Origin of the sequence: Virgifigura deserti, assembly GCA_003576685.1 — a bacterium.
Lineage (GTDB): Bacteria > Pseudomonadota > Alphaproteobacteria > Dongiales > Dongiaceae > Virgifigura > Virgifigura deserti.
In genome coordinates, this window is the sequence record QOZR01000006.1 from 170,779 (window position 1) to 188,157 (window position 17,379).

At 67.2% G+C, this 17,379-nt stretch carries 16 protein-coding genes; 7 read left to right on the top strand and 9 right to left on the bottom strand.

Annotated elements, in window-relative coordinates:
- Nucleotides 1-5: 5 nt before the first annotated feature.
- Together DT069_RS12335 and rpe are read right to left on the bottom strand one after the other, a co-directional pair.
- Nucleotides 6-1,760, bottom strand: a complete 1,755-nt coding sequence (locus tag DT069_RS12335) for a heparinase II/III family protein (RefSeq protein ID WP_119460601.1) — start codon at nucleotides 1,758-1,760, stop codon at nucleotides 6-8.
- Nucleotides 1,757-2,452, bottom strand: coding sequence for a ribulose-phosphate 3-epimerase (gene rpe, locus DT069_RS12340; RefSeq protein ID WP_119460602.1), 696 nt, complete (start codon nucleotides 2,450-2,452; stop codon nucleotides 1,757-1,759). The genes DT069_RS12335 and rpe overlap by 4 nt, the downstream gene beginning before the upstream one ends.
- Nucleotides 2,453-2,692: 240 nt before the next feature.
- Here rpe and DT069_RS12345 point away from each other — a divergent pair, with 240 nt between their 5' ends.
- Nucleotides 2,693-3,331, top strand: coding sequence for an MBL fold metallo-hydrolase (locus DT069_RS12345; RefSeq protein WP_119460603.1), 639 nt, complete (start codon nucleotides 2,693-2,695; stop codon nucleotides 3,329-3,331).
- A 19-nt stretch (nucleotides 3,332-3,350) separates the two neighbouring features.
- Here DT069_RS12345 and DT069_RS12350 read toward each other — a convergent pair whose 3' ends face one another.
- Together DT069_RS12350 and htpX are read right to left on the bottom strand one after the other, a co-directional pair.
- A complete protein-coding gene (locus tag DT069_RS12350; protein ID WP_119460604.1) occupies nucleotides 3,351-4,661 on the bottom strand; it encodes an RsmB/NOP family class I SAM-dependent RNA methyltransferase in 1,311 nt (436 codons plus the stop codon).
- A gap of 84 nt (nucleotides 4,662-4,745) precedes the next feature.
- Nucleotides 4,746-5,651: a zinc metalloprotease HtpX gene (gene htpX, locus DT069_RS12355; protein ID WP_119460605.1), complete on the bottom strand. Its 906-nt coding sequence runs from the start codon at nucleotides 5,649-5,651 to the stop codon at nucleotides 4,746-4,748.
- Between the two features lie 74 nt (nucleotides 5,652-5,725).
- Between htpX and DT069_RS12360 the strand changes: the two genes are divergently transcribed.
- The gene (locus tag DT069_RS12360) at nucleotides 5,726-5,923 is read left to right on the top strand and encodes a DUF1674 domain-containing protein (protein WP_162913158.1); all 198 of its coding nucleotides are present in this window, start codon (nucleotides 5,726-5,728) and stop codon (nucleotides 5,921-5,923) included.
- A gap of 169 nt (nucleotides 5,924-6,092) precedes the next feature.
- On the opposite strand, the gene DT069_RS12365 is transcribed toward DT069_RS12360, so the two are convergent.
- Nucleotides 6,093-6,806 (bottom strand): pyridoxamine 5'-phosphate oxidase family protein, encoded by a 714-nt coding sequence (locus tag DT069_RS12365; RefSeq protein ID WP_119460607.1) that lies wholly within the window; start codon nucleotides 6,804-6,806, stop codon nucleotides 6,093-6,095.
- Between the two features lie 89 nt (nucleotides 6,807-6,895).
- Between DT069_RS12365 and pdxR the strand changes: the two genes are divergently transcribed.
- Both pdxR and DT069_RS12375 read left to right on the top strand, forming a co-directional pair.
- Nucleotides 6,896-8,416, top strand: a complete 1,521-nt coding sequence (gene pdxR, locus DT069_RS12370; protein WP_119460608.1) for a MocR-like pyridoxine biosynthesis transcription factor PdxR — start codon at nucleotides 6,896-6,898, stop codon at nucleotides 8,414-8,416.
- Between the two features lie 86 nt (nucleotides 8,417-8,502).
- Entirely contained in the window at nucleotides 8,503-9,609 is a 1,107-nt protein-coding gene (locus DT069_RS12375; RefSeq protein ID WP_119460609.1) for an ABC transporter substrate-binding protein, read from the top strand.
- 97 nt (nucleotides 9,610-9,706) lie between these two features.
- Here the strand turns inward: DT069_RS12375 and acs are convergent, their stop codons facing one another.
- Nucleotides 9,707-11,644 carry an acetate--CoA ligase gene (acs, locus tag DT069_RS12380; RefSeq protein ID WP_119460610.1) on the bottom strand — a complete coding sequence of 646 codons (1,938 nt, stop codon included), beginning with the start codon at nucleotides 11,642-11,644 and terminating at the stop codon, nucleotides 9,707-9,709.
- A 372-nt stretch (nucleotides 11,645-12,016) separates the two neighbouring features.
- Here acs and DT069_RS12385 point away from each other — a divergent pair, with 372 nt between their 5' ends.
- The 3 genes from DT069_RS12385 (at nucleotide 12,017) to DT069_RS12395 (ending at nucleotide 16,247) form a co-directional block, all read left to right on the top strand.
- On the top strand, nucleotides 12,017-12,598 hold the full coding sequence (locus DT069_RS12385; RefSeq protein ID WP_425450190.1) for a hypothetical protein: 582 nt from the start codon (nucleotides 12,017-12,019) through the stop codon (nucleotides 12,596-12,598).
- Between the two features lie 89 nt (nucleotides 12,599-12,687).
- On the top strand, nucleotides 12,688-14,379 hold the full coding sequence (locus DT069_RS24945; protein ID WP_119460611.1) for a methyl-accepting chemotaxis protein: 1,692 nt from the start codon (nucleotides 12,688-12,690) through the stop codon (nucleotides 14,377-14,379).
- 188 nt (nucleotides 14,380-14,567) lie between these two features.
- Entirely contained in the window at nucleotides 14,568-16,247 is a 1,680-nt protein-coding gene (locus DT069_RS12395; protein ID WP_425450191.1) for a methyl-accepting chemotaxis protein, read from the top strand.
- Nucleotides 16,248-16,256: 9 nt separating this feature from the next.
- On the opposite strand, the gene DT069_RS12400 is transcribed toward DT069_RS12395, so the two are convergent.
- From DT069_RS12400 to DT069_RS12410, 3 genes are read right to left on the bottom strand one after another with little or no spacing between them, the layout of a single operon-like run.
- On the bottom strand, nucleotides 16,257-16,604 hold the full coding sequence (locus tag DT069_RS12400) for a Rieske (2Fe-2S) protein (protein ID WP_119460612.1): 348 nt from the start codon (nucleotides 16,602-16,604) through the stop codon (nucleotides 16,257-16,259).
- Entirely contained in the window at nucleotides 16,601-17,014 is a 414-nt protein-coding gene (locus tag DT069_RS12405; protein ID WP_119460613.1) for an EVE domain-containing protein, read from the bottom strand. The genes DT069_RS12400 and DT069_RS12405 overlap by 4 nt, the downstream gene beginning before the upstream one ends.
- 36 nt (nucleotides 17,015-17,050) lie before the next feature.
- Nucleotides 17,051-17,326, bottom strand: a complete 276-nt coding sequence (locus tag DT069_RS12410; RefSeq protein WP_119460614.1) for a YciI family protein — start codon at nucleotides 17,324-17,326, stop codon at nucleotides 17,051-17,053.
- Between the last annotated feature and the right edge of the window lie 53 nt (nucleotides 17,327-17,379).

Sequence of the window (17,379 nt, forward strand, 5' to 3'; positions counted from 1 at the left end):
TGGCGTCAGCGCCCCTCGCGCGTCAACGCCCACTTGACCGAGCCGTCCCGCGCGGTGCTGGCGATCACGATCTGCTGAGTGCGCCGGATCTCGCCACGTTGCCCGAGATAGATACTCTCGGCGAGGCTCAGCTCGTGATCGGCCGCGCGCATCCGCCATCCAGTTCCGCTAGGCAGTCGCAGAAGCGCGGTCTGTCCGTTCTGGCTGACGGACGCTTGAACCTGCGGGTGAAGATGGAAGCGGATCGCGAGCGGCAGGGCGCCGCCGCTTCCACCCTTGGCCGCGCCTTTCGCGACAAGCTGGTCCTCGCCGCGCACGTCGTCGCCGGCTGCGGCGAGGAACAGGCGCCGGCGATGGATTACGCCGAAGCTCTCGGCATAGCCGTCGTGACTCATGTCGAGCCAGATATTGCCTTCGGCCTCTTCGCGCCGGCAGGTGACCGACCGCGGGCGCCGCGCGAGTCCGGCCTCCGGCAGGATCGTGCTCGAGTTGGTGTCGGCGACCACCAGCGTCGAATGCGCGGCGGTGCTGCGCTGCGCCAGCCGCCAGCCGCCATCGCCCGGATGGGCGCCGCAATTGACGATCAGCCGCTCGCGACCGACGCTCATCTCGAAGCTCAGCGTCCCCGCATGGGCATGGGTATCGAAGCCGGGCGGCGGCGGCGCGCCGCTGTCGACGAGAAGGACGGCGCGGTTGGCGGCAAGGCGCTGAAACCCGCTCTGCGGCGCCTGCATCATCTCGGCCGGTTTGGCGTTGGCCCGCGACAGGGCCATCTCGACCTGCCAGCCTTCCTCCTCGTTGCTGTCGTTGAACAGCGGCAGCCCGCCGTCGCCATGCTGGAACAGCCGCAGCATCGCCGCCATGCCCTCGATCGCTATCGGCAAGCCAGCGGGTTGCGGCCGGCCGGCGGTGCTGAAGGCTGCGCGAAGATCGACCAGATGGCGCAGCACGGCCAGATGCAGCGACGGGCTGCGCTCGATGTGGCCGCCATCGGCGAGGATCTGTCGCGGCAGTTCCCGCTCCAGCAATTGTCGGCCGCGGGTCAGCCAGACCTCGCCGCGCGGCAGCGCCAGGCCGGCATAGATCAGCCCCTTGACCGCGATCAGCAGCGCGGCCCCGGTCAGCCCGGCCGGCAGCACACGCGCCAGATGGCCCGCCTGCTGCCCGGCGCTGACCAGGAAGCGGCCGCGGAAGGCGGCGTCCGCGCTGGGCCCATAGAACTCGTACTGCGCAAGCCAGGCGGCGAGGCGCTGCCCGATGATATCAGGCCTCCAGACCAGCGGACTCCAGCGGCTGTTGTCCTCGATCCACTGGCCGACGAGGTTGCGGGCGGTGCGGCGGCCGGCGTCGCCGCCGACCGCGCGAAGATCGCGCAGCCAAGTGAAGCCGTGCAGCGCCGCCAGCCATTGTGGCGAGGCGCCGGTGGGCAGCCAGAACGGCGCAGGCTCTTGAATCGTGTGTCCGGCGAAGGTGAAGACGCCCTGGGTCAGGGCGCTGCCGCGCGCCGCATTGCCCGGCCATGGATCGGGACCGGTGCTGTGCACCGATCCCGTCGGACGGGCGCGGAGGGTGAAGCGGTAGAGCCGGCTCCGGTACAGCGGGGCCTTCAGGTCGTAGAAGGTGCGCTTGAGCGCGAGGCCCGGCGGTAGGGCGAAGAGTCCCCGCAAGCGCGGCGATCGAACGATCGAGGATTTACGACCACCCCCAGTCCGCTGGTCCGTCCCCGGGTCGCTCCCCTGGCCGCTCCCCTGGCCGCTCATGGGCTCCCGTGTGCGTTCCCACGGCGCAGCCGGCGGATATTCTCCGCATAGGCTGCCGCGCCGCCGCTGAAGGTCGCGGTGCCGGCGACCAGGACATCGGCGCCCGCAGCGATGGCAAGCGGCGCCGTCTCGACATTGATGCCGCCATCCACCTCGAGGTCGATCCGCCGGCCTGGTTCGGCAGCGCAGATCGAATCGATCCGCTGGCGCAGGGCGCGAATCTTATCGAGCTGGCCGGCGATGAATTGCTGGCCGCCGAAGCCGGGATTGACGCTCATCACCAGAACCAGGTCCAAATCGGGCAGGATCGGCTCCACCGCCGTGATCGGCGTCGCCGGATTGAGCGAGACGCCGGCGCGCTTGCCAAGCGACTTGATCAGTTGAACCGTGCGGTGCAGATGCGGCCCGGCCTCCGGATGAACAGTGATGATGTCGGCGCCGGCGGCGGCGAAGTCCGCGATATAGGGATCGACCGGTGCGATCATCAGATGCACGTCGAACGGCAGTTCGCTGTGCGGCCGCAGCGCCTTGACGACCGCCGGGCCGATCGTGATGTTCGGCACGAAGTGGCCGTCCATCACGTCGATATGGATGTAGTCGGCCTCGGCGGCGGTGACCGCCCGCAACTCGTCGCCGAGACGGGCGAAGTCCGCCGACAGGATCGACGGCGCAATTCGAACAGGCTGCTGCATCGCACTTTCCTAACAGGTCGGCGCTTTTCTGGAAAGGGTGAGAAAAGTCCCGTCCCAGCCCTCCGAAGTGCCCAGCGAAAATGCGGCAAATGGCGGCCGACGCATGATGCAGCCATTGGGCTGATCGCGTTTGCCTATGTCGTTTGCCCATGTCGTTTCCGGATTCATTTCTCGCTTGACCTCAAGTTAAGTTGAGGTCGTATCACTCGCGCTCCTCAGCTTGCAATCTAGGAGCGCGCCATGAAGCAGATATATCCCGACTTGTGGCAGACGGATCCGGAGCATCCGTTCCCCGGATCTCCCCGGGTATCGACGCACGCCTATCTTCTCCTGCGGAACGGGGGCAATGTCCTGTTCTATAGCTCCGGACATTCGGACGACTATCGGCGCATCCAGGCGCTGGGCGGGATCACGCACCAGTATCTGAGCCACAAGGACGAGGCCGGGCCTCCCCTGGTCCGCATCAAGCAGATGTTCGGCTCCAAGCTGTGCTGCCACCGGCTCGAGGAAAAGGCCGTGAGTGAAGCCTCTCCAGTGGATCTGGCCTTCGAGAAACGCGAGATTCACCTGGGCGACATCGAGGTCATACCCACTCCCGGCCACACTCCGGGAAGCACCTGCTTCCTCTTCAAGTCGCCCCACGGAAAGAGCTATCTCTTCACGGGCGATACGATCTACCGAAACGACGAGCCCTGGGAAAACGGATTTCTGTCCGGGGTGAGCAGCAAGTCCGATCTGAAGAAAAGCCTCGAATTGCTGCGCGGCTTGGAGCCGGACGTCGTCATTTCCAGCGCGTCGATCGGCCCCTTTCCCTTCACGGAGATGTCGGCCGGCGAATGGCAAGCGGCGGTGGACGAGGCCCTTCGCCCGTTGTCCTAAGGCAGGCGTCGTCCGCAGCTCAGCGCCGTCGCAACCGTGCGGCGTAGAAACCGGCGAGGCCGCCACGGTCGGCGAGGTGGCAGGGCAGGCTGCGCAGCTCGCCCTGCTGGGTCAGCAGCTCCGCGAGCCCGCCGACCTCCGCAGGCTCGATCGGCGACCGCTCGACCGGCGCGTCGGACGCGAGCAGGGTCGCGATCCGCTCCGACCCCTCCTCGGGCTGCAGCGAGCAGACGCAATAGACGAGCGTGCCGCCCGATGCCGTCATCGCGACCGCCGCGGCGAGCAGCCGGTCCTGCAGCGGGACCAGCTTTCGCATGTCCTGCGGACTCTTCAGCCATGGCACATCGGGATGGCGGCGGATCGTGCCGGTGGCGGTGCAGGGCGCGTCGAGCAGCACCGCGTCGGCCGGTGTCTCGGGACGCCAGCCGGCGGCGTCCGCCGTCACGGTCTCGGCGGCAAGGCTGAGGCGGGACAGGTTCTCCGTCAGCCGCGCGAGCCGATTGGCCGACCGGTCGACAGCGGTGACTTGGGCGCCCGCCGCGGCGAGCTGCGCCGTCTTGCCGCCGGGCGCGGCACAGAGGTCGATAACCCGCTTGCCCGCGACGGGGCCGAGAAACCGCGCCGGCAGCGCGGCGGCGGCATCTTGCACCCACCAGGCGCCTGCGTCGAATCCCGGCAGCGCCTCGACCGGCCCGGCCGTCGCCCGGCGCAGGCTGCCGGTCGGCAGCGGCACGGCATCCAGCCGCTCCGCCCACGGTGTCGGATCGCCCTTCACGGTGATGTCGAGCGGCGGCTCCTCGAGATGCGCCGCGGCGATCGCTGCCGCGGTCGCATCGCCATAGGCCGCGACCCAGGAGTCCCACAGCCAGTCGGGTGTATTGACCCGGAGATCTGCTTCGGCCGCCAGCAGCGCCTCGCCCTCGCGGTCAAGGCGGCGGAGCACCGCATTGACCAGCCCCTTGAAGCCCGCCTCGCCGCCGAGCCCGGCCGCCAGCGCGACGGTGCTGTCGACGGCGGCGTGCGGCGGCGTGCGCAGGAACAGGAGCTGACAGGCGCCGAGCCGCAGCAGATCCTGAATGGCGGCGGCCCGGCGCGGCAGCGGGCGCTCCAGGCAGCGGCCGAGGATGCGGTCGATCTGCCCCAGCCGGCGCAAGGTCGTCGCCGTCAGCAGCCGAACGAATGCGCGGTCGCGCCCGGCGAGCCGGGTCAGTTCCGGATGATCGGCCAGCGTCTCGTCGAACGGGCGTCGGCGGCGGAGGACGGCCTGAAGCAGATCGAGCGCAACTGCGCGGGGCGCGAGCACGGCGGGATGGTCGGGCGAGGCAGACATGCCGCTTTATGGCGCAAGACGGCTGGCGGGTTCAGTGAAATTCGTGCCGAGCCCGAAATTTTGTTGCGAACGCCGGAGAGGCTATCAGCCCCACGGGCTCCGCCGTCCCCCTGCCGCCGGCACGGAACCCATCGTCCTGCGCGCCGCGCCCTGCATCGTCCGGGCGATGTCGCGCAGTCGCTGGACCCGGCTCTCGGTGCTGGGATGCGTCGAGAACAGGCCGTCGATCGCGTGGGCGTGCAGCGGATTGATAATGAACATATGCGCGGTCGCCGGGTTCGCCTCGGCCTGATGATTATCGATCCTGCGGGCGCTGCCCTGGATCTTTTCGAGCGCCGAGGCGAGCGAGAGCGGCTGGCCGCTGATCTCGGCGCCCTCTTGGTCCGCGCCGTATTCGCGCGTCCGGCTGATCGCCATCTGCACCAGCATCGCCGCCAGCGGCGCCAGGATCGCGACCAGCAGCGTGCCGATCAGGCCCAGCGGGTTGTTGCGGTTGCCGCCGAAGAAGAAGGCGAAGTTCGCCAGCATGCCGATCGCGCCGGCCAGCGTCGCGGTCACCGTCATGGTCAGCGTGTCGCGGTTCTTCACATGTGCAAGCTCATGCGCCATCACCCCGGCGACCTCGTCCTGGTTCAGGCGCCGCAGCAGGCCGGTCGTCGCGGCGACGGCCGCGTTCTCCGGGTTGCGCCCGGTGGCGAAGGCGTTCGGCTGGTCGTTCTCGATCAGATAGACGCGCGGCATCGGCAGGTTCGCTTTTCGCGCGAGGTCCTGGATCAGGCCGTAGAACTGCGGCGCCGTCCCGGCATCGACCTCGCGCGCGTTGTACATGCGCAGCACCACCTTGTCGGAGTTCCAATAGGCGAAGGCGTTCATCGCGACGGCGATGCCGAACGCGATCACCATGCCACCGGTGCCGCCGATCAGATAGCCGACGGCGAGGAACAGGCCGGTCATCGCAGCAAGAAGCAGGGCGGTGCGGGCGTAGTTCATGGCGTTATCTCAGGAAGATAGGGAGCGAGCCGCCTTCTTAGGTGGGCCCGCCGCCTCGGGCGTCAAGTCTTGGCATGCGACGTCTTTCCGCCCATATTTCCTTTATGTCGAAGCAGGACAATAATGTGCCGAACGCCGACGCCGATCAGGCTGAGACGATCAAGCCAACCCAGCCGAAGACGCAGCGCCCCAAGGAGATCGGGGGCCCGAAGGGGCCCGAGCCGACCCGCTACGGCGATTGGGAGAAGGATGGCCGCTGCGTCGACTTCTGAGCGGATCGCGCGCGCCACCAGTCCTTCTCCGCCCCTCTAATTGTCATTGCCGGACCTGCCCTCGAACTTGCTCCGAGGGTTGACTCAGCAATACATGGAGCCGCGGCACGATGGATGCCCGGATCAAGTCCGGGCATCACAAAGGAGTAGGTGGGACGGCTGAGGCTGATCAGGTCGAGTAGGACTCTTCCGTCGGCGCTGCAGACTCTCCGAGCACCGTTTCGAACTTGGCACCCGGCGCATAGGCGGCGAGCCCATCCGGCCAGACTACTCCCGGCGCGAGGCGTGGATCGGCGAGCGCCGGATCGACGATCGTGCGGATCGGGACCACGCCGGCCCAGCAGGGCAGGGCGTAATCCTCCTCGTCGTCGACCGGCGGGCCGGTCCGGACCTTGGCGGAAGCCTCCTCGATCACCATCGACAGCACCGTCGTTGCCTTCAGCTCCTGCGCGGTGTTCGGTCGGATCTCCGCCCGGCGGCCCGGATAGAGGCGGTCGACGAAGGCGTCGAGTGCCGCCGCCTTCTCCACCGGGTCGTCGACCTTATGCGCCGTGCCGAACGCCATGACCGAGCGGTAATTGAGCGAATGGTGGAACCCCGACCGGGCCAGCACCAGCCCGTCGAGATGCGCCACCGTCAGGCAGACGGGCAAGCCGGCCGACTGAGCACGCAGCATGCGGCTCGCCGACGAGCCGTGCCAATAAAGCCGGTCGCCCTCGCGCCAGAAGGCGGTGGGCGTCACATAGGGCTGGCCGTCGATGACATAGCCGACATGGCAGAGCAGGGCGGCGTCGAGGATGGCAAAGACCGCCTCGCGATCGTAATGCGCGCGCTTCGGCAGCCGCTTCACCCGCGATCTCGCGGTGGGAGAAAAGGCGTTCATGGGAGTCTCCACTGTTTCCGGCCTCCCTGCTAGCGGCTAAAGTGGCTCCTCGGAAAGGGCCGTTTCCGGTAATTTCATGGAGCCACTTCATGGGTGCTCTTAGGCGCCGTCGCGACGGCCGGACGCCGCTTCTGTCGTTGCATCTCGATTCGGCGGCCGCCATGCCGCTCCACCGCCAGCTCTATGCCGAGATCCGCGACATGATCCTGCAGGGCCGGCTGGCGCCGGGCCTGCGCCTGCCGTCCAGCCGGACCTTGTCGCAGGACCTTCGGATATCCCGGAACACCGTTCTTCTGGGCCTCGAGCAGCTCTGGAGCGAGGGCTATGTCGAGGGCCGGACGGGGGCCGGCACCTTCGTCTCGCAAACGCTTCCCGACGGCCTGCTTGCGGCGCGCACGACGATGAGGCCGGTGGGCGACCCATTGGGCGGCCGGGGGGACGGCAAGCGACAGGGACCGGGGCCGTCCGAACGCGGCCTCCGGCTGGCTGCCGGGCCGGCGCGACGCCTGCGGCCGGCGCCGGCCTTCGCGCCCGGCCTGCCGGACTGCAGCGACTTTCCGTTCGATCTGTGGGCGCGGCTTCTGGCGAAAGCTTGGCGCCGGCCACCCCCGCATCTCTTCGCCGCCGCGGACTCGGCGGGCTACCGCCCGCTTCGCGCGGCAATCGCCGACTATCTGCGCGTCGTGCGCGCGGTCCGCTGCGAGGCCGAGCAGGTGATCGTCCTATCGGGGATCCGCCAGGCGGTGGACCTCGTCGCCCGCGTGCTGCTCGATCCGGACGATATCGCCTGGATGGAGGAGCCGGGCTATCCCGGCATCCGCGCGGCCCTGTCGGCGGCGGGCGCCCGGATCCGCGCGATGCCGGTAGACGCCGAAGGGCTATGCCTCGACGACGGCGGAACGGAGAGCGCCGCGCGTCTGGTCTGTGTTGCGCCCTCGCATCAGTATCCGCTCGGCGTCACGATGAGCCTGCCGCGCCGGCTGGACCTGCTCGATTGGGCGCGGCGTGCCGATGCCTGGATTCTGGAAGACGATTACGACAGCGAGTTCCGCTATGCCGGGCGGCCGCTCAGCGCGCTGCAGGGGCTCGATGCGGACGGCCGTGTGCTCTACGCCGGAAGCTTCTCCAAGGTTCTCTTCCCGTCGCTGCGCATCGGCTATCTGATCGTGCCGCCGCCCCTCGTGGAGACGTTCCGGAGGGCGCGGGCGGCTCTCGACGATCACGCCTCGACAACGGCGCAGCCGGCCCTCGCCGAGTTTATGGCCGCCGGCCACTTCGCCGCGCATGTCCGCCGCATGCGCAAGCGCTACGAAACGCGGCAGCAGGCGCTGCTTGCCGCCGCTCGCCACCTGAGGGGACTGCTGACGCTCGCGCCCGACCCGGCGGGCATGCATCTCGTCGCCGATCTCGGCCCCGATCTCGCCGGCCGGGTGACCGACCGGGCGGCCTCCGCCGCGGCCGGGGCCGCCGGCCTCGTCGCACCACCGCTCTCCGACTACTTCGCCGGCCCGCCGATGCGCCAGGGGCTGCTGCTCGGCTACGCGGCGGTGCCGGAGACGGAAATGGAGCCGGCGGTCCGACGCCTCGCCGCCGCGCTGGGGGCGCTATGAAGCTCCGGGGGAGCCTCAAGCGGCGTTGCGATCGCAACGCCGCGGTTTCATAGTTAGCGACAACATCATATTGAGGGAGGGTGACGATGACGATCGGCGACTTCAGGGACCGGCTGGCTTCGGGCGCGATCAGCCGGCGCGAGATCAATCGCGCGCTCGCGGGTTTCGGCCTCGCGCTCGCGGCGATGCCGCTGGGCCGCCGGGCCGCGCTTGCCGCGGAGGAGGCGACCTTTCTCACCTGGTCCGGCTACGACGTGCCCGAGATGTACGAGACCTATACCGAGAAATACGGTGCGGCTCCCAACGTCACGCTGTTCGGCGACGATGAGGAGGGCCTCCAGAAGGTCCGGGCCGGATTCACCGTCGACGTCTCCCACCCCTGCTACAGCGGCATCGACCGCTGGCGCGATTCCGGCGTGACGCAGCCGGTGGACACGTCGCGTCTGAAGAACTGGCCGGACGTCCTGCCCGCCCTGCAAACCATCAAGGGCCTGGCGGTCGAGGGCAAGCAGTGGCTGATCCCGATCGACTGGGGCAACACTTCGATCATCTATCGGCCGGATCTCGTCGAGATCGAGGAGGAATCCTGGAGCCTGATGTGGGACGAGCGCTACAAGGACCGGCTCGCCGCATCGTCAGCAACCGAGGACGCCGCGATTCCGGGCGCGCTCTATATGGGCGCCGCTGATCCCTACAACCTGACCGAGGCCGAGCTCGAGAAGCTGCGCGAGGTGCTGACCGAGCAGCGGTCCCTGATCCGCTTCTATTCCAGCGATCCCGGCACGATCGAGCAGTCCCTGGCCTCGGGCGAGATCGTTGCCGCCGTGGGCTGGAACAGCTCTTACACGCAGCTGAAGAAGCAGGGTGTGCCGGTGAAGTTCATGGTTCCGAAGGAAGGGATCATCACCTGGATCTGCGGCGCCGTGCTGATGAAGGACGCGCCGAACGTCGACAAGGCCTACGATCTCATTGACGCGCTGATCGCGCCCAGCACCGGCGTCTACATGATCACCGAGTTTGGCTATGGCCATTCGAACGCCAAGGCCTATGAGCTGGCCGGCCCCGAGGCGCTCGATGCGGCTGGCATTCCGGAGAATCCGGGCGAGATGCTCAAGAACGCAATGCTCAGCGTCGATATGAAGAACAAGCAGGAGATCGAGCGCATGCTCGTCGAAGTCCGGTCGGGATTCTAAACCGGTTTGTGAAATTCGGCTCCTTGTCCCTCTCCTGACGGGAGAGGGGCAAGGGGCATCCGATCATGGTCCGCGCGATCCCCGGCTGGCCGCCAGGTCACCGGTTCATCCGATTATCGACCAGATCGCTGACCACCCTAGGATCGGCGAGGGTCGAGATGTCGCCGAGGTTCGAGGAGTCGTTCTCGGCGATCTTGCGCAGGATCCGGCGCATGATCTTGCCCGACCGCGTCTTCGGCAGGCCCGGTGCCCATTGGATCAGGTCCGGCGCGGCGATCGGGCCGATCTCCTTGCGGACCCAGTGGCCCAGTTCCTTCCGAAGATCCTCCGAGGGCTCCTCGTCGGCGAGCAGCGTCACATAGGCATAGATCCCCTGACCCTTGATGTCGTGCGGATAGCCCACGACCGCGGCTTCGGCCACCTTCGGATGGGCGACGAGCGCGCTTTCCACCTCCGCGGTGCCCAGCCGGTGGCCCGAGACGTTGAGCACGTCGTCGACGCGGCCGGTGATCCAGTAGTAGCCGTCGGCGTCGCGACGGCAGCCGTCGCCGGTGAAATACTTCCCCGGGAAGGCCGAGAAGTAGGTCTCGGCGAACCGCTTGTGGTCGCCATAGACGGTGCGCATCTGGCCCGGCCAGGAGTCGGCGATGCAGAGGTTGCCCTCGGCCTCGCCCTCCACTGCTTTGCCGTCGCCGTCGACAATCACCGGGCGGATGCCGAAGAACGGTCGCGTCGCCGAGCCGGGCTTCAGCGGCGTCGCGCCCGGCAGCGGCGCGATCAGGATGCCGCCGGTTTCCGTCTGCCACCAGGTGTCGACCACCGGGCAGCGGCCGTCGCCGACCATGTTGTAGTACCACAGCCAGGCCTCGGGGTTGATCGGCTCGCCCACCGTGCCGAGGAGGCGCAGCGAATCGCGCTTGGTCTTCTTCACCGGCTCTGCCCCTTCGCGCATCAGGGCACGGATCGCCGTCGGCGCGGTGTAGAAGATGTTCACCTTGTGCTTGTCGCAGACCTGCCAGAAGCGCGAGAAGTCGGGATAGTTCGGCACGCCTTCGAACATCAGCGTGGTTGCGCCGTTGGCGAGCGGCCCGTAGAGAATATAGCTGTGGCCGGTGACCCAGCCGACATCGGCGGTGCACCAATAGATGTCGCCGTCATGGTAATCGAAGACATATTGGTGGGTCATCGCGGTGAATACCATGTAGCCGCCGGTCGTGTGCAGCACCCCCTTCGGTTTGCCGGTCGAGCCGGAGGTATAGAGGATGAACAGCGGGTCCTCCGCATTCATTTCCTCCGGCGGGCAGTCCGGTGAGGCCGCCGCGCAGATCTCGTGGTACCAGAGGTCGCGCCCGTCCACCCAGTTGATCTTGCCGCCGGTGCGGCGGACCACGATGCAGGTCTGCACGCCGGGGCATTTCGCCAGCGCCTCGTCGGTGTTGGCCTTCAGCGGAATCGCCCGGCCGCCGCGCAGGCCCTCGTCCGCGGTGATGATGCAGTTCGACTCGCAGTCCTGAATGCGGCCGATCAGGCTCTCGGGCGAGAAGCCGCCGAACACCACGGAATGGATAGCGCCGATGCGCGCGCAGGCCAGCATTGCATAGGCGGCTTCCGGGATCATCGGCATGTAGATCGTGACGCGGTCGCCCCGCTTGATGCCGCGCGCCTTGAGCGCGTTGGCCAGGCGGCAGACATTCTCATGCAGTTCCCGATAGGTGATATGGCGGTGCTCCGCCGGATCGTCGCCTTCCCACAGGATCGCCGTCTGGTCGGCGCGCGTCGCCAGATGCCGGTCGATGCAGTTGGCGGCGGCGTTCAGCGTGCCGTCCTCGTACCAGCGGATCCGGACCTCGCCCGTGAAGTCGACGTTCTTCACTGTCTTATAGGGCTTGATCCAGGTGATGCGTCGGCCGTGCTCGCCCCAGAAGGCGTCCGGATCGGTCACCGACTGCTCGTACATCCGGAAATAGCCCGCTTCGTCGACCAATGCGGCTTTGGCGACCGCATCCGGTACCGGGAAAATCGTCGGCGTGGTCATGGCGATCTCGACCTCTCCCTCATTCCATTTGTTCTTGTCGCCGGCGGACCGTCTGGCAGCGCCCGCATTACCCGGCGATTATTGACGCAAATGCGACGCGGAACAAGCCGGAGGGGCCAAGCCACCTCTGCACCTCATCGGCGCAAATGATTGTCGAGTCCAGACTTAGCGTCCGGCACGCTATCCTAGATGACGCGGTGGCATCGGTTAAGGTAAGAATGTTATTAAGTCTTGTTTAAGACTATCCGATTACTTTAGCAAAATCCGATCGATTCAGACCGCTTAAGCGGCGCACGCGTCGGTCGCTGGAGAGTGCTTCGAAGTGGCCGGATTTCGGTGCGGCCATACTGATCGAACTGGGAGCTCTGCATAATGTCGAAATACTGTCCTCATCTTGTCGCCCTCGCCCTCGCTTTTTTCGCGTTCCCGGTTGCGGCCCAGGATATTGCGGGTCCGGCCCGCGCCCTGGTCGAGGCCGAAATCAAGGGCTGGCTTGAAGATCCTCTCGTGATCGACGCGCTCAAGGCGCAGAACGCCAAGCATGCGTCGCTGACGCAGGCCGATATCGACGCCATGGACCAGCAGTGGCGCGCGGAAACCGGCGCTTCATCGCGGCCGATGATCGACGCCGTGCTGGGGAGTCCGCTGTCGCACCACTTGGCGACGCTCCGCGAGAATGGCCAAGGCCTCTATACCGAGATCTTCGTGATGGACAACAAGGGCCTCAATGTTGGCCAGAGCGACGTCTCCTCCGACTACTGGCAGGGTGACGAGGCGAAGTGGAAGAAGTCCTATCTGGCCGGTCCGGGCGCGATCCATATCGGCGAGATCGAGCAGGACGAGTCGACCCAGATGTTCCAGTCGCAGATCAGCCTTCCAGTCGTCGATCCGGCGACGAACGCCGTGATCGGCGCGATGACCGTGGGTGTCAATGTGGACCTGCTGACGCAGTAGCCCCCGGAATTGGCTCCGGGAGTTCACCCGGAACTTCACCCGGGGACTCCAGGGTGGCGCGCGCCGCATCCCTGCTGAGGAGGATCAGGATGGCTACTCGGCTCGAAGGCAACCTGACTGCACCGAAGCGCATCATGAAAGCCCGATGGACCGTGGGCCGCAAAGTGGTCCTTCTGGTTGCGGTCTGCGTCACCGCCGGCTTCGCCGGAATGATGGCGCTGCAGCTTTCGAATCAGCGCGCCAATCTTACCGCCAGCGCGGTGGATAACGGCAAGGCGATCGTGAAGCTGCTCGCTTCGCAGGTCGCGGGCGGGGTGAAGTGGAAGAAGGTCGAGGCAATCGAGGGTGCCTACGCCGACTTTGCGGCCGACGACGGCTCCGACCTGGCGTCGCTGGCGGTGTTCGACGCGGCCGGCGCGCTGATGTCGCGTTTCGATCGAGAGGGCGGGCCGAGATTCGACTTCGCCGCCCTCCTGGACGAGGCCGAGCCGGCGCTCGCGGCCGGCACCGTTCCGATCCATCAGACCGGCGCGCATCTGGTGATGATGGCGCCGGTCGGATGGGGCGCCGGACAGGGCGCCGAGGGGGGGCGGCTCGGCACCTTCGCGATCGCCTGGAGCAATGAGGGCCTCAACCGGAAGATCGCCCATGAGATGTATGCGCAGACCGGTCTCGCGGGCGCCGTGCTCGTCGCGCTGATCAGCCTGCTGACCGTCGCGTTGAACCGCATCCTCTCAAAGCCCCTCGGGTCCATGACGGGCGCAATGGAGCGCCTCGCCGAGGGCGATCATGGCGTTGCGATACCGGCTCTCGACCGGCGCGACGACATCGGCGCGATGGCGTCGGCGGTTCAGGTGTTCAAGGACAACGCGATCGAGATGGAGCGCCTCAAGGCCGAGCAGGCGGACGAGGAGCGGCGCGCTGCGGAAGCGAAGCGGCAACTGATGTCGGACCTCGCCGACGGGTTCTCGCGCAGCATCGGCAGCGTCGTCGAGGTGGTCTCGACCACGGCGCAGGATGTCCAGGCGACCGCGACGGCGATGTCGGCCGCGGCCGACCAGGCGGCGCGGCAATCGACGGCCGTGCTGTCGGCGGCGGAGGAGACTTCCGCCAATGTCGAGACGGTGGCGAGCGCGGCCGAGCAGCTGACCGGCTCCGTCGGCGAGATCAGCCGGCAGGTCGCCAAATCGACGGAGATCGCCGGCAAGGCGGTGGCCGGCGCCGAACACGCCAACGATCAGGTAAAGGGCTTGGCCGAGGCCGGGCAGAAGATCGGCGAGGTGGTGCGGCTGATCACCGATATCGCCGAGCAGACCAACCTGCTCGCGCTCAACGCCACGATCGAGGCGGCGCGCGCCGGCGAGGCCGGCAAGGGCTTCGCCGTCGTCGCCAGCGAGGTGAAGTCGTTGGCGACCCAGACGGCGCAGGCGACCGAGGAGATCAGCGCGCAGATCGCCGCGATCCAGGCCGCCACCGGCGATGCCGTAACCGCGATCGGCGCGATCGGCGCGACGATCCAGGAGATCGCCGAGATCGCCACCACCATCGCCGGCGCGGTCGAGGAGCAGGGCGCGGCGACACAGGAGATCGCCCGCAATGTCCAGCAGGCGGCTGCCGGCACGCGCGACGTCTCCGGCAACATCGCCGGCGTCAGCTCGGCGACGGGCGAAACGGGCGAGGCCGCCAGCCGGATGCTCACCGCCTCCGACCAGCTCACAGAGCAGTCCGGCCGGCTGAGCCGAGAGGTCGAGAAGTTCCTGCAGCAGGTCCGCACGGCCTGATCGGCCGTCCGGCCGACACCGTCTGGCGAACGCTCGGAGCGACGCCTTTGGGTCGCGTCGATCGCCGCCCGGCTTTTGCGCGCTTTGTCTTGTGCAGCGGCTATAAGTCTTCATTAAACGTTTCTCTTTAAGCGTACAGACGAAGGACCTGGGAAATCAGTCTGAACGCTTGCGGGCAAGGGATAATAATGAAGACTCTTTCTATCCGGCAGAAATTCTATTGCTTTGGCGCCTTGGCCATTATCCTGCTGGTCGGCGTTGGGCTGATCGGGTTTTGGGGGATGTCGCGCCAGACCGCGACATTGTCCGATGTGGTCGTCACCGCGACGGCGCTTCGCAATCACCTCGAATCGGACATGATGCATGACGCCCTGCGCGGCGACGTTCTGGCGGCGCTACGTGCCGGTCCCGAGGCGAGCAAAGCGGAACAGCAGGCTGTGCGCCGGTCGTTCGACGAGCATGTCGCGCTTTTCCGCGACCGTGTGGCTGCGAATCAGGCCCTCGATCTGAGCAGTCAGGTGGATGCCGCGCTCCAGGAGGTGGGGCCAAAGCTGGACACCTATATCGCGAGCGCGGAGTCGATCATCACGCTTGCCTTCGACAACATGGCCGGGGCGGAATCGTCGCTTCCCGCCTTCATCGGCAGCTTCGAGAACCTCGAGGGCGCCATGGCGGCCGTCAGCGACGTCATCGAGAATACCGCCCAGGAGGCCGAGCGGTCGGCGAACGGTACGGCGGACCGTGCAAAGTCCGCCCTTGCCGTCACCGGCCTTCTCGCCGTCGTGGCGTTCGGCGGGCTCTCGGTCGCGATGATCGGCGCGATCGTCAAGCCGATCCGGCGGATGACGGCGGCGATGGGCATTCTGGCCCAGGGCGATACCGCGGTGGAGATTCCGGCCCGCGACCGCGGCGACGAGATCGGCCAGATGGCCGGCGCCATGCAGGTCTTCAAGGATAACGCGATCGAAGCCGCGAGGCTGGCGGCGCAGGAGGCCGAAGAGCAGGCGGCGAAGGAACGCCGTGCGGTGCTTCTGGAAGAGCTGATCGGCAACTTTCATGCGAGCATCGGCGGAGTCGTGGCGACGCTGTCGCAGGCGGCGGCGGAGCTGGAGACGGCCGCGACGACGATGTCCAGCTTGGCGGAGGAGACCGGCCGGCAATCGACCGCGGTCGCGGCGGCGGCCGAGCAGACCTCCGCCAATGTCCAGACGGTGGCGAGTGCCGCCGAGGAGCTGTCGTCGTCGGTGGTCGAGGTCGGCCGGCAGGTGTCGAAGTCGACGGGAATCGCCACCCAGGCGGTCGACGAGGCGACGCGCACGAACAGCGACGTCAAAGGCCTCGCCGAGGCGGCGCAGAAGGTCGGGGACGTCGTGAAGCTGATCAACGATATCGCCGAGCAGACCAACCTGCTTGCGCTCAACGCCACGATCGAAGCGGCGCGCGCGGGCGAGGCCGGCAAGGGCTTTGCGGTAGTCGCCAGCGAGGTGAAGTCGCTGGCGAACCAGACGGCGCAGGCAACCGAGGAAATCGCCGGGCAGATCGCGGCGATTCAGACCGCGACCAACGGCGCCGTGACGGCCATCGGCGGCATCGGCGCCACGATCGGCCAGATCGCGGAGATCACCACGACGATCGCCAGCGCCGTGGAGGAGCAGGGCGCGGCGACGCAGGAGATCGCTCGCAACGCGCAGCAGGCCGCGGTCGGAACGACGGACGTGTCGGGCACGATCACCGGCGTCAATGCCGCAGCCGGCGAGACCGGCAAGGCGGCGGGCCAGGTTCTCGCGGCCTCGGGGCAGCTCGCCCGGCAATCGGAGACGCTCCGTGCCGAAGTCGACCGATTCCTGGAACAGGTGCGCGCGGCGTAAGAGGTGCCGCTACGGCTCCATCACGATCTCATCGCCGCGGAGTCTCAACTCGACCTGCGTCAGCGATGCGCCGGCGCAGGGTCCGGCGACGCAATAGCCGTCTTCGATGCGGAACAGCGCGCCATGAGTGGCGCAGAGGACATGTCGGCCGTCCGCCGACAGGAAGCGGTTCGGCACCCAGTCGAGCGGCGATCTCAGATGCGGGCAGGAATTGACGTAGCCGATGACGCGGCCGTTCCGCCGGAGCAGGAAGATCTCCTGCGGACCGTCTGAGGTCTCGACGGAGAAACCCTTCGTCTCGCCCTCTGCAAGATCGCCGAGGCGACAGATCGGCCGACCCGTCGCCGCCGCGCTCATGGCTTCACGCCGCCCATCTCGCAGATCAGCCGCCAGGATTTGTCGTCGATCGGCATCACCGACAGACGCGACTGGCGAATCAGCGGCAACTCGGCGAACTTTGGCTCGGCCTTGATCTCGGCCAACGTCACGGGCCGCTTGAACGGCTTGACCGGTTTGACGTCGACCATGCCGAAGCGACCGCTCTCGTCTGTATGGTCGGGATAGTACTCCTTCACCACCTCGACGATGCCGACCACCGCCAGCCCTTCGTTCGAATGGTAGAAGAAAGCCCGGTCGCCGCGCTTCATCGCCTTCAGATTGTTCGAGGCCTGATAGTTCCGCACCCCGTTCCAGAAGGTCTGGCCATCGGCCACCAGCTGATCCCAGGAATATTTGAACGGTTCGGACTTCACCAGCCAGTACGCCATTCCCCCCCCTCGCTTCCTTCAGTACTTCCTTCAGCTCTACGGCAGCACCTTCTTCCAGGGCGTGACAGTCACGCTCTGGAACAGCCCGGCCTTGCCGTAGGGATCGCCGGCGACGAAGGCCTCGGCCTCGCTGCGCGAGGCGAATGCCATCAGCAGCAGGCTGCCGATCATGCCGCCGTCTTCGTTCAGCAATGGCCCTGCGACGACGACCCGGTCGGCGAAGCCCTTGAGATAGGCGAGATGGGCATCGCGGTTCTGCGCCCGCACCGCAGCCTGCCCCGGCTTGTCGAGGCAATAGATCATGAACTGCATCGCGCTGTTCCTCCCCTGAATGCGCGGCAGCCTAGCCGATCGGATCCGGAGGA

Coding starts and splice junctions, on each gene's coding strand:
- DT069_RS12335 (WP_119460601.1), bottom strand. CDS start 1,760: ATGAGCGGCCAGGGGAGCGGCCAGGGGAGCGACCCGGGGACGGACCAG.
- rpe (WP_119460602.1), bottom strand. CDS start 2,452: ATGCAGCAGCCTGTTCGAATTGCGCCGTCGATCCTGTCGGCGGACTTC.
- DT069_RS12345 (WP_119460603.1), top strand. CDS start 2,693: ATGAAGCAGATATATCCCGACTTGTGGCAGACGGATCCGGAGCATCCG.
- DT069_RS12350 (WP_119460604.1), bottom strand. CDS start 4,661: ATGTCTGCCTCGCCCGACCATCCCGCCGTGCTCGCGCCCCGCGCAGTT.
- htpX (WP_119460605.1), bottom strand. CDS start 5,651: ATGAACTACGCCCGCACCGCCCTGCTTCTTGCTGCGATGACCGGCCTG.
- DT069_RS12360 (WP_162913158.1), top strand. CDS start 5,726: ATGCGACGTCTTTCCGCCCATATTTCCTTTATGTCGAAGCAGGACAAT.
- DT069_RS12365 (WP_119460607.1), bottom strand. CDS start 6,806: ATGAACGCCTTTTCTCCCACCGCGAGATCGCGGGTGAAGCGGCTGCCG.
- pdxR (WP_119460608.1), top strand. CDS start 6,896: ATGGGTGCTCTTAGGCGCCGTCGCGACGGCCGGACGCCGCTTCTGTCG.
- DT069_RS12375 (WP_119460609.1), top strand. CDS start 8,503: ATGACGATCGGCGACTTCAGGGACCGGCTGGCTTCGGGCGCGATCAGC.
- acs (WP_119460610.1), bottom strand. CDS start 11,644: ATGACCACGCCGACGATTTTCCCGGTACCGGATGCGGTCGCCAAAGCC.
- DT069_RS12385 (WP_425450190.1), top strand. CDS start 12,017: ATGTCGAAATACTGTCCTCATCTTGTCGCCCTCGCCCTCGCTTTTTTC.
- DT069_RS24945 (WP_119460611.1), top strand. CDS start 12,688: ATGGCTACTCGGCTCGAAGGCAACCTGACTGCACCGAAGCGCATCATG.
- DT069_RS12395 (WP_425450191.1), top strand. CDS start 14,568: ATGAAGACTCTTTCTATCCGGCAGAAATTCTATTGCTTTGGCGCCTTG.
- DT069_RS12400 (WP_119460612.1), bottom strand. CDS start 16,604: ATGAGCGCGGCGGCGACGGGTCGGCCGATCTGTCGCCTCGGCGATCTT.
- DT069_RS12405 (WP_119460613.1), bottom strand. CDS start 17,014: ATGGCGTACTGGCTGGTGAAGTCCGAACCGTTCAAATATTCCTGGGAT.
- DT069_RS12410 (WP_119460614.1), bottom strand. CDS start 17,326: ATGCAGTTCATGATCTATTGCCTCGACAAGCCGGGGCAGGCTGCGGTG.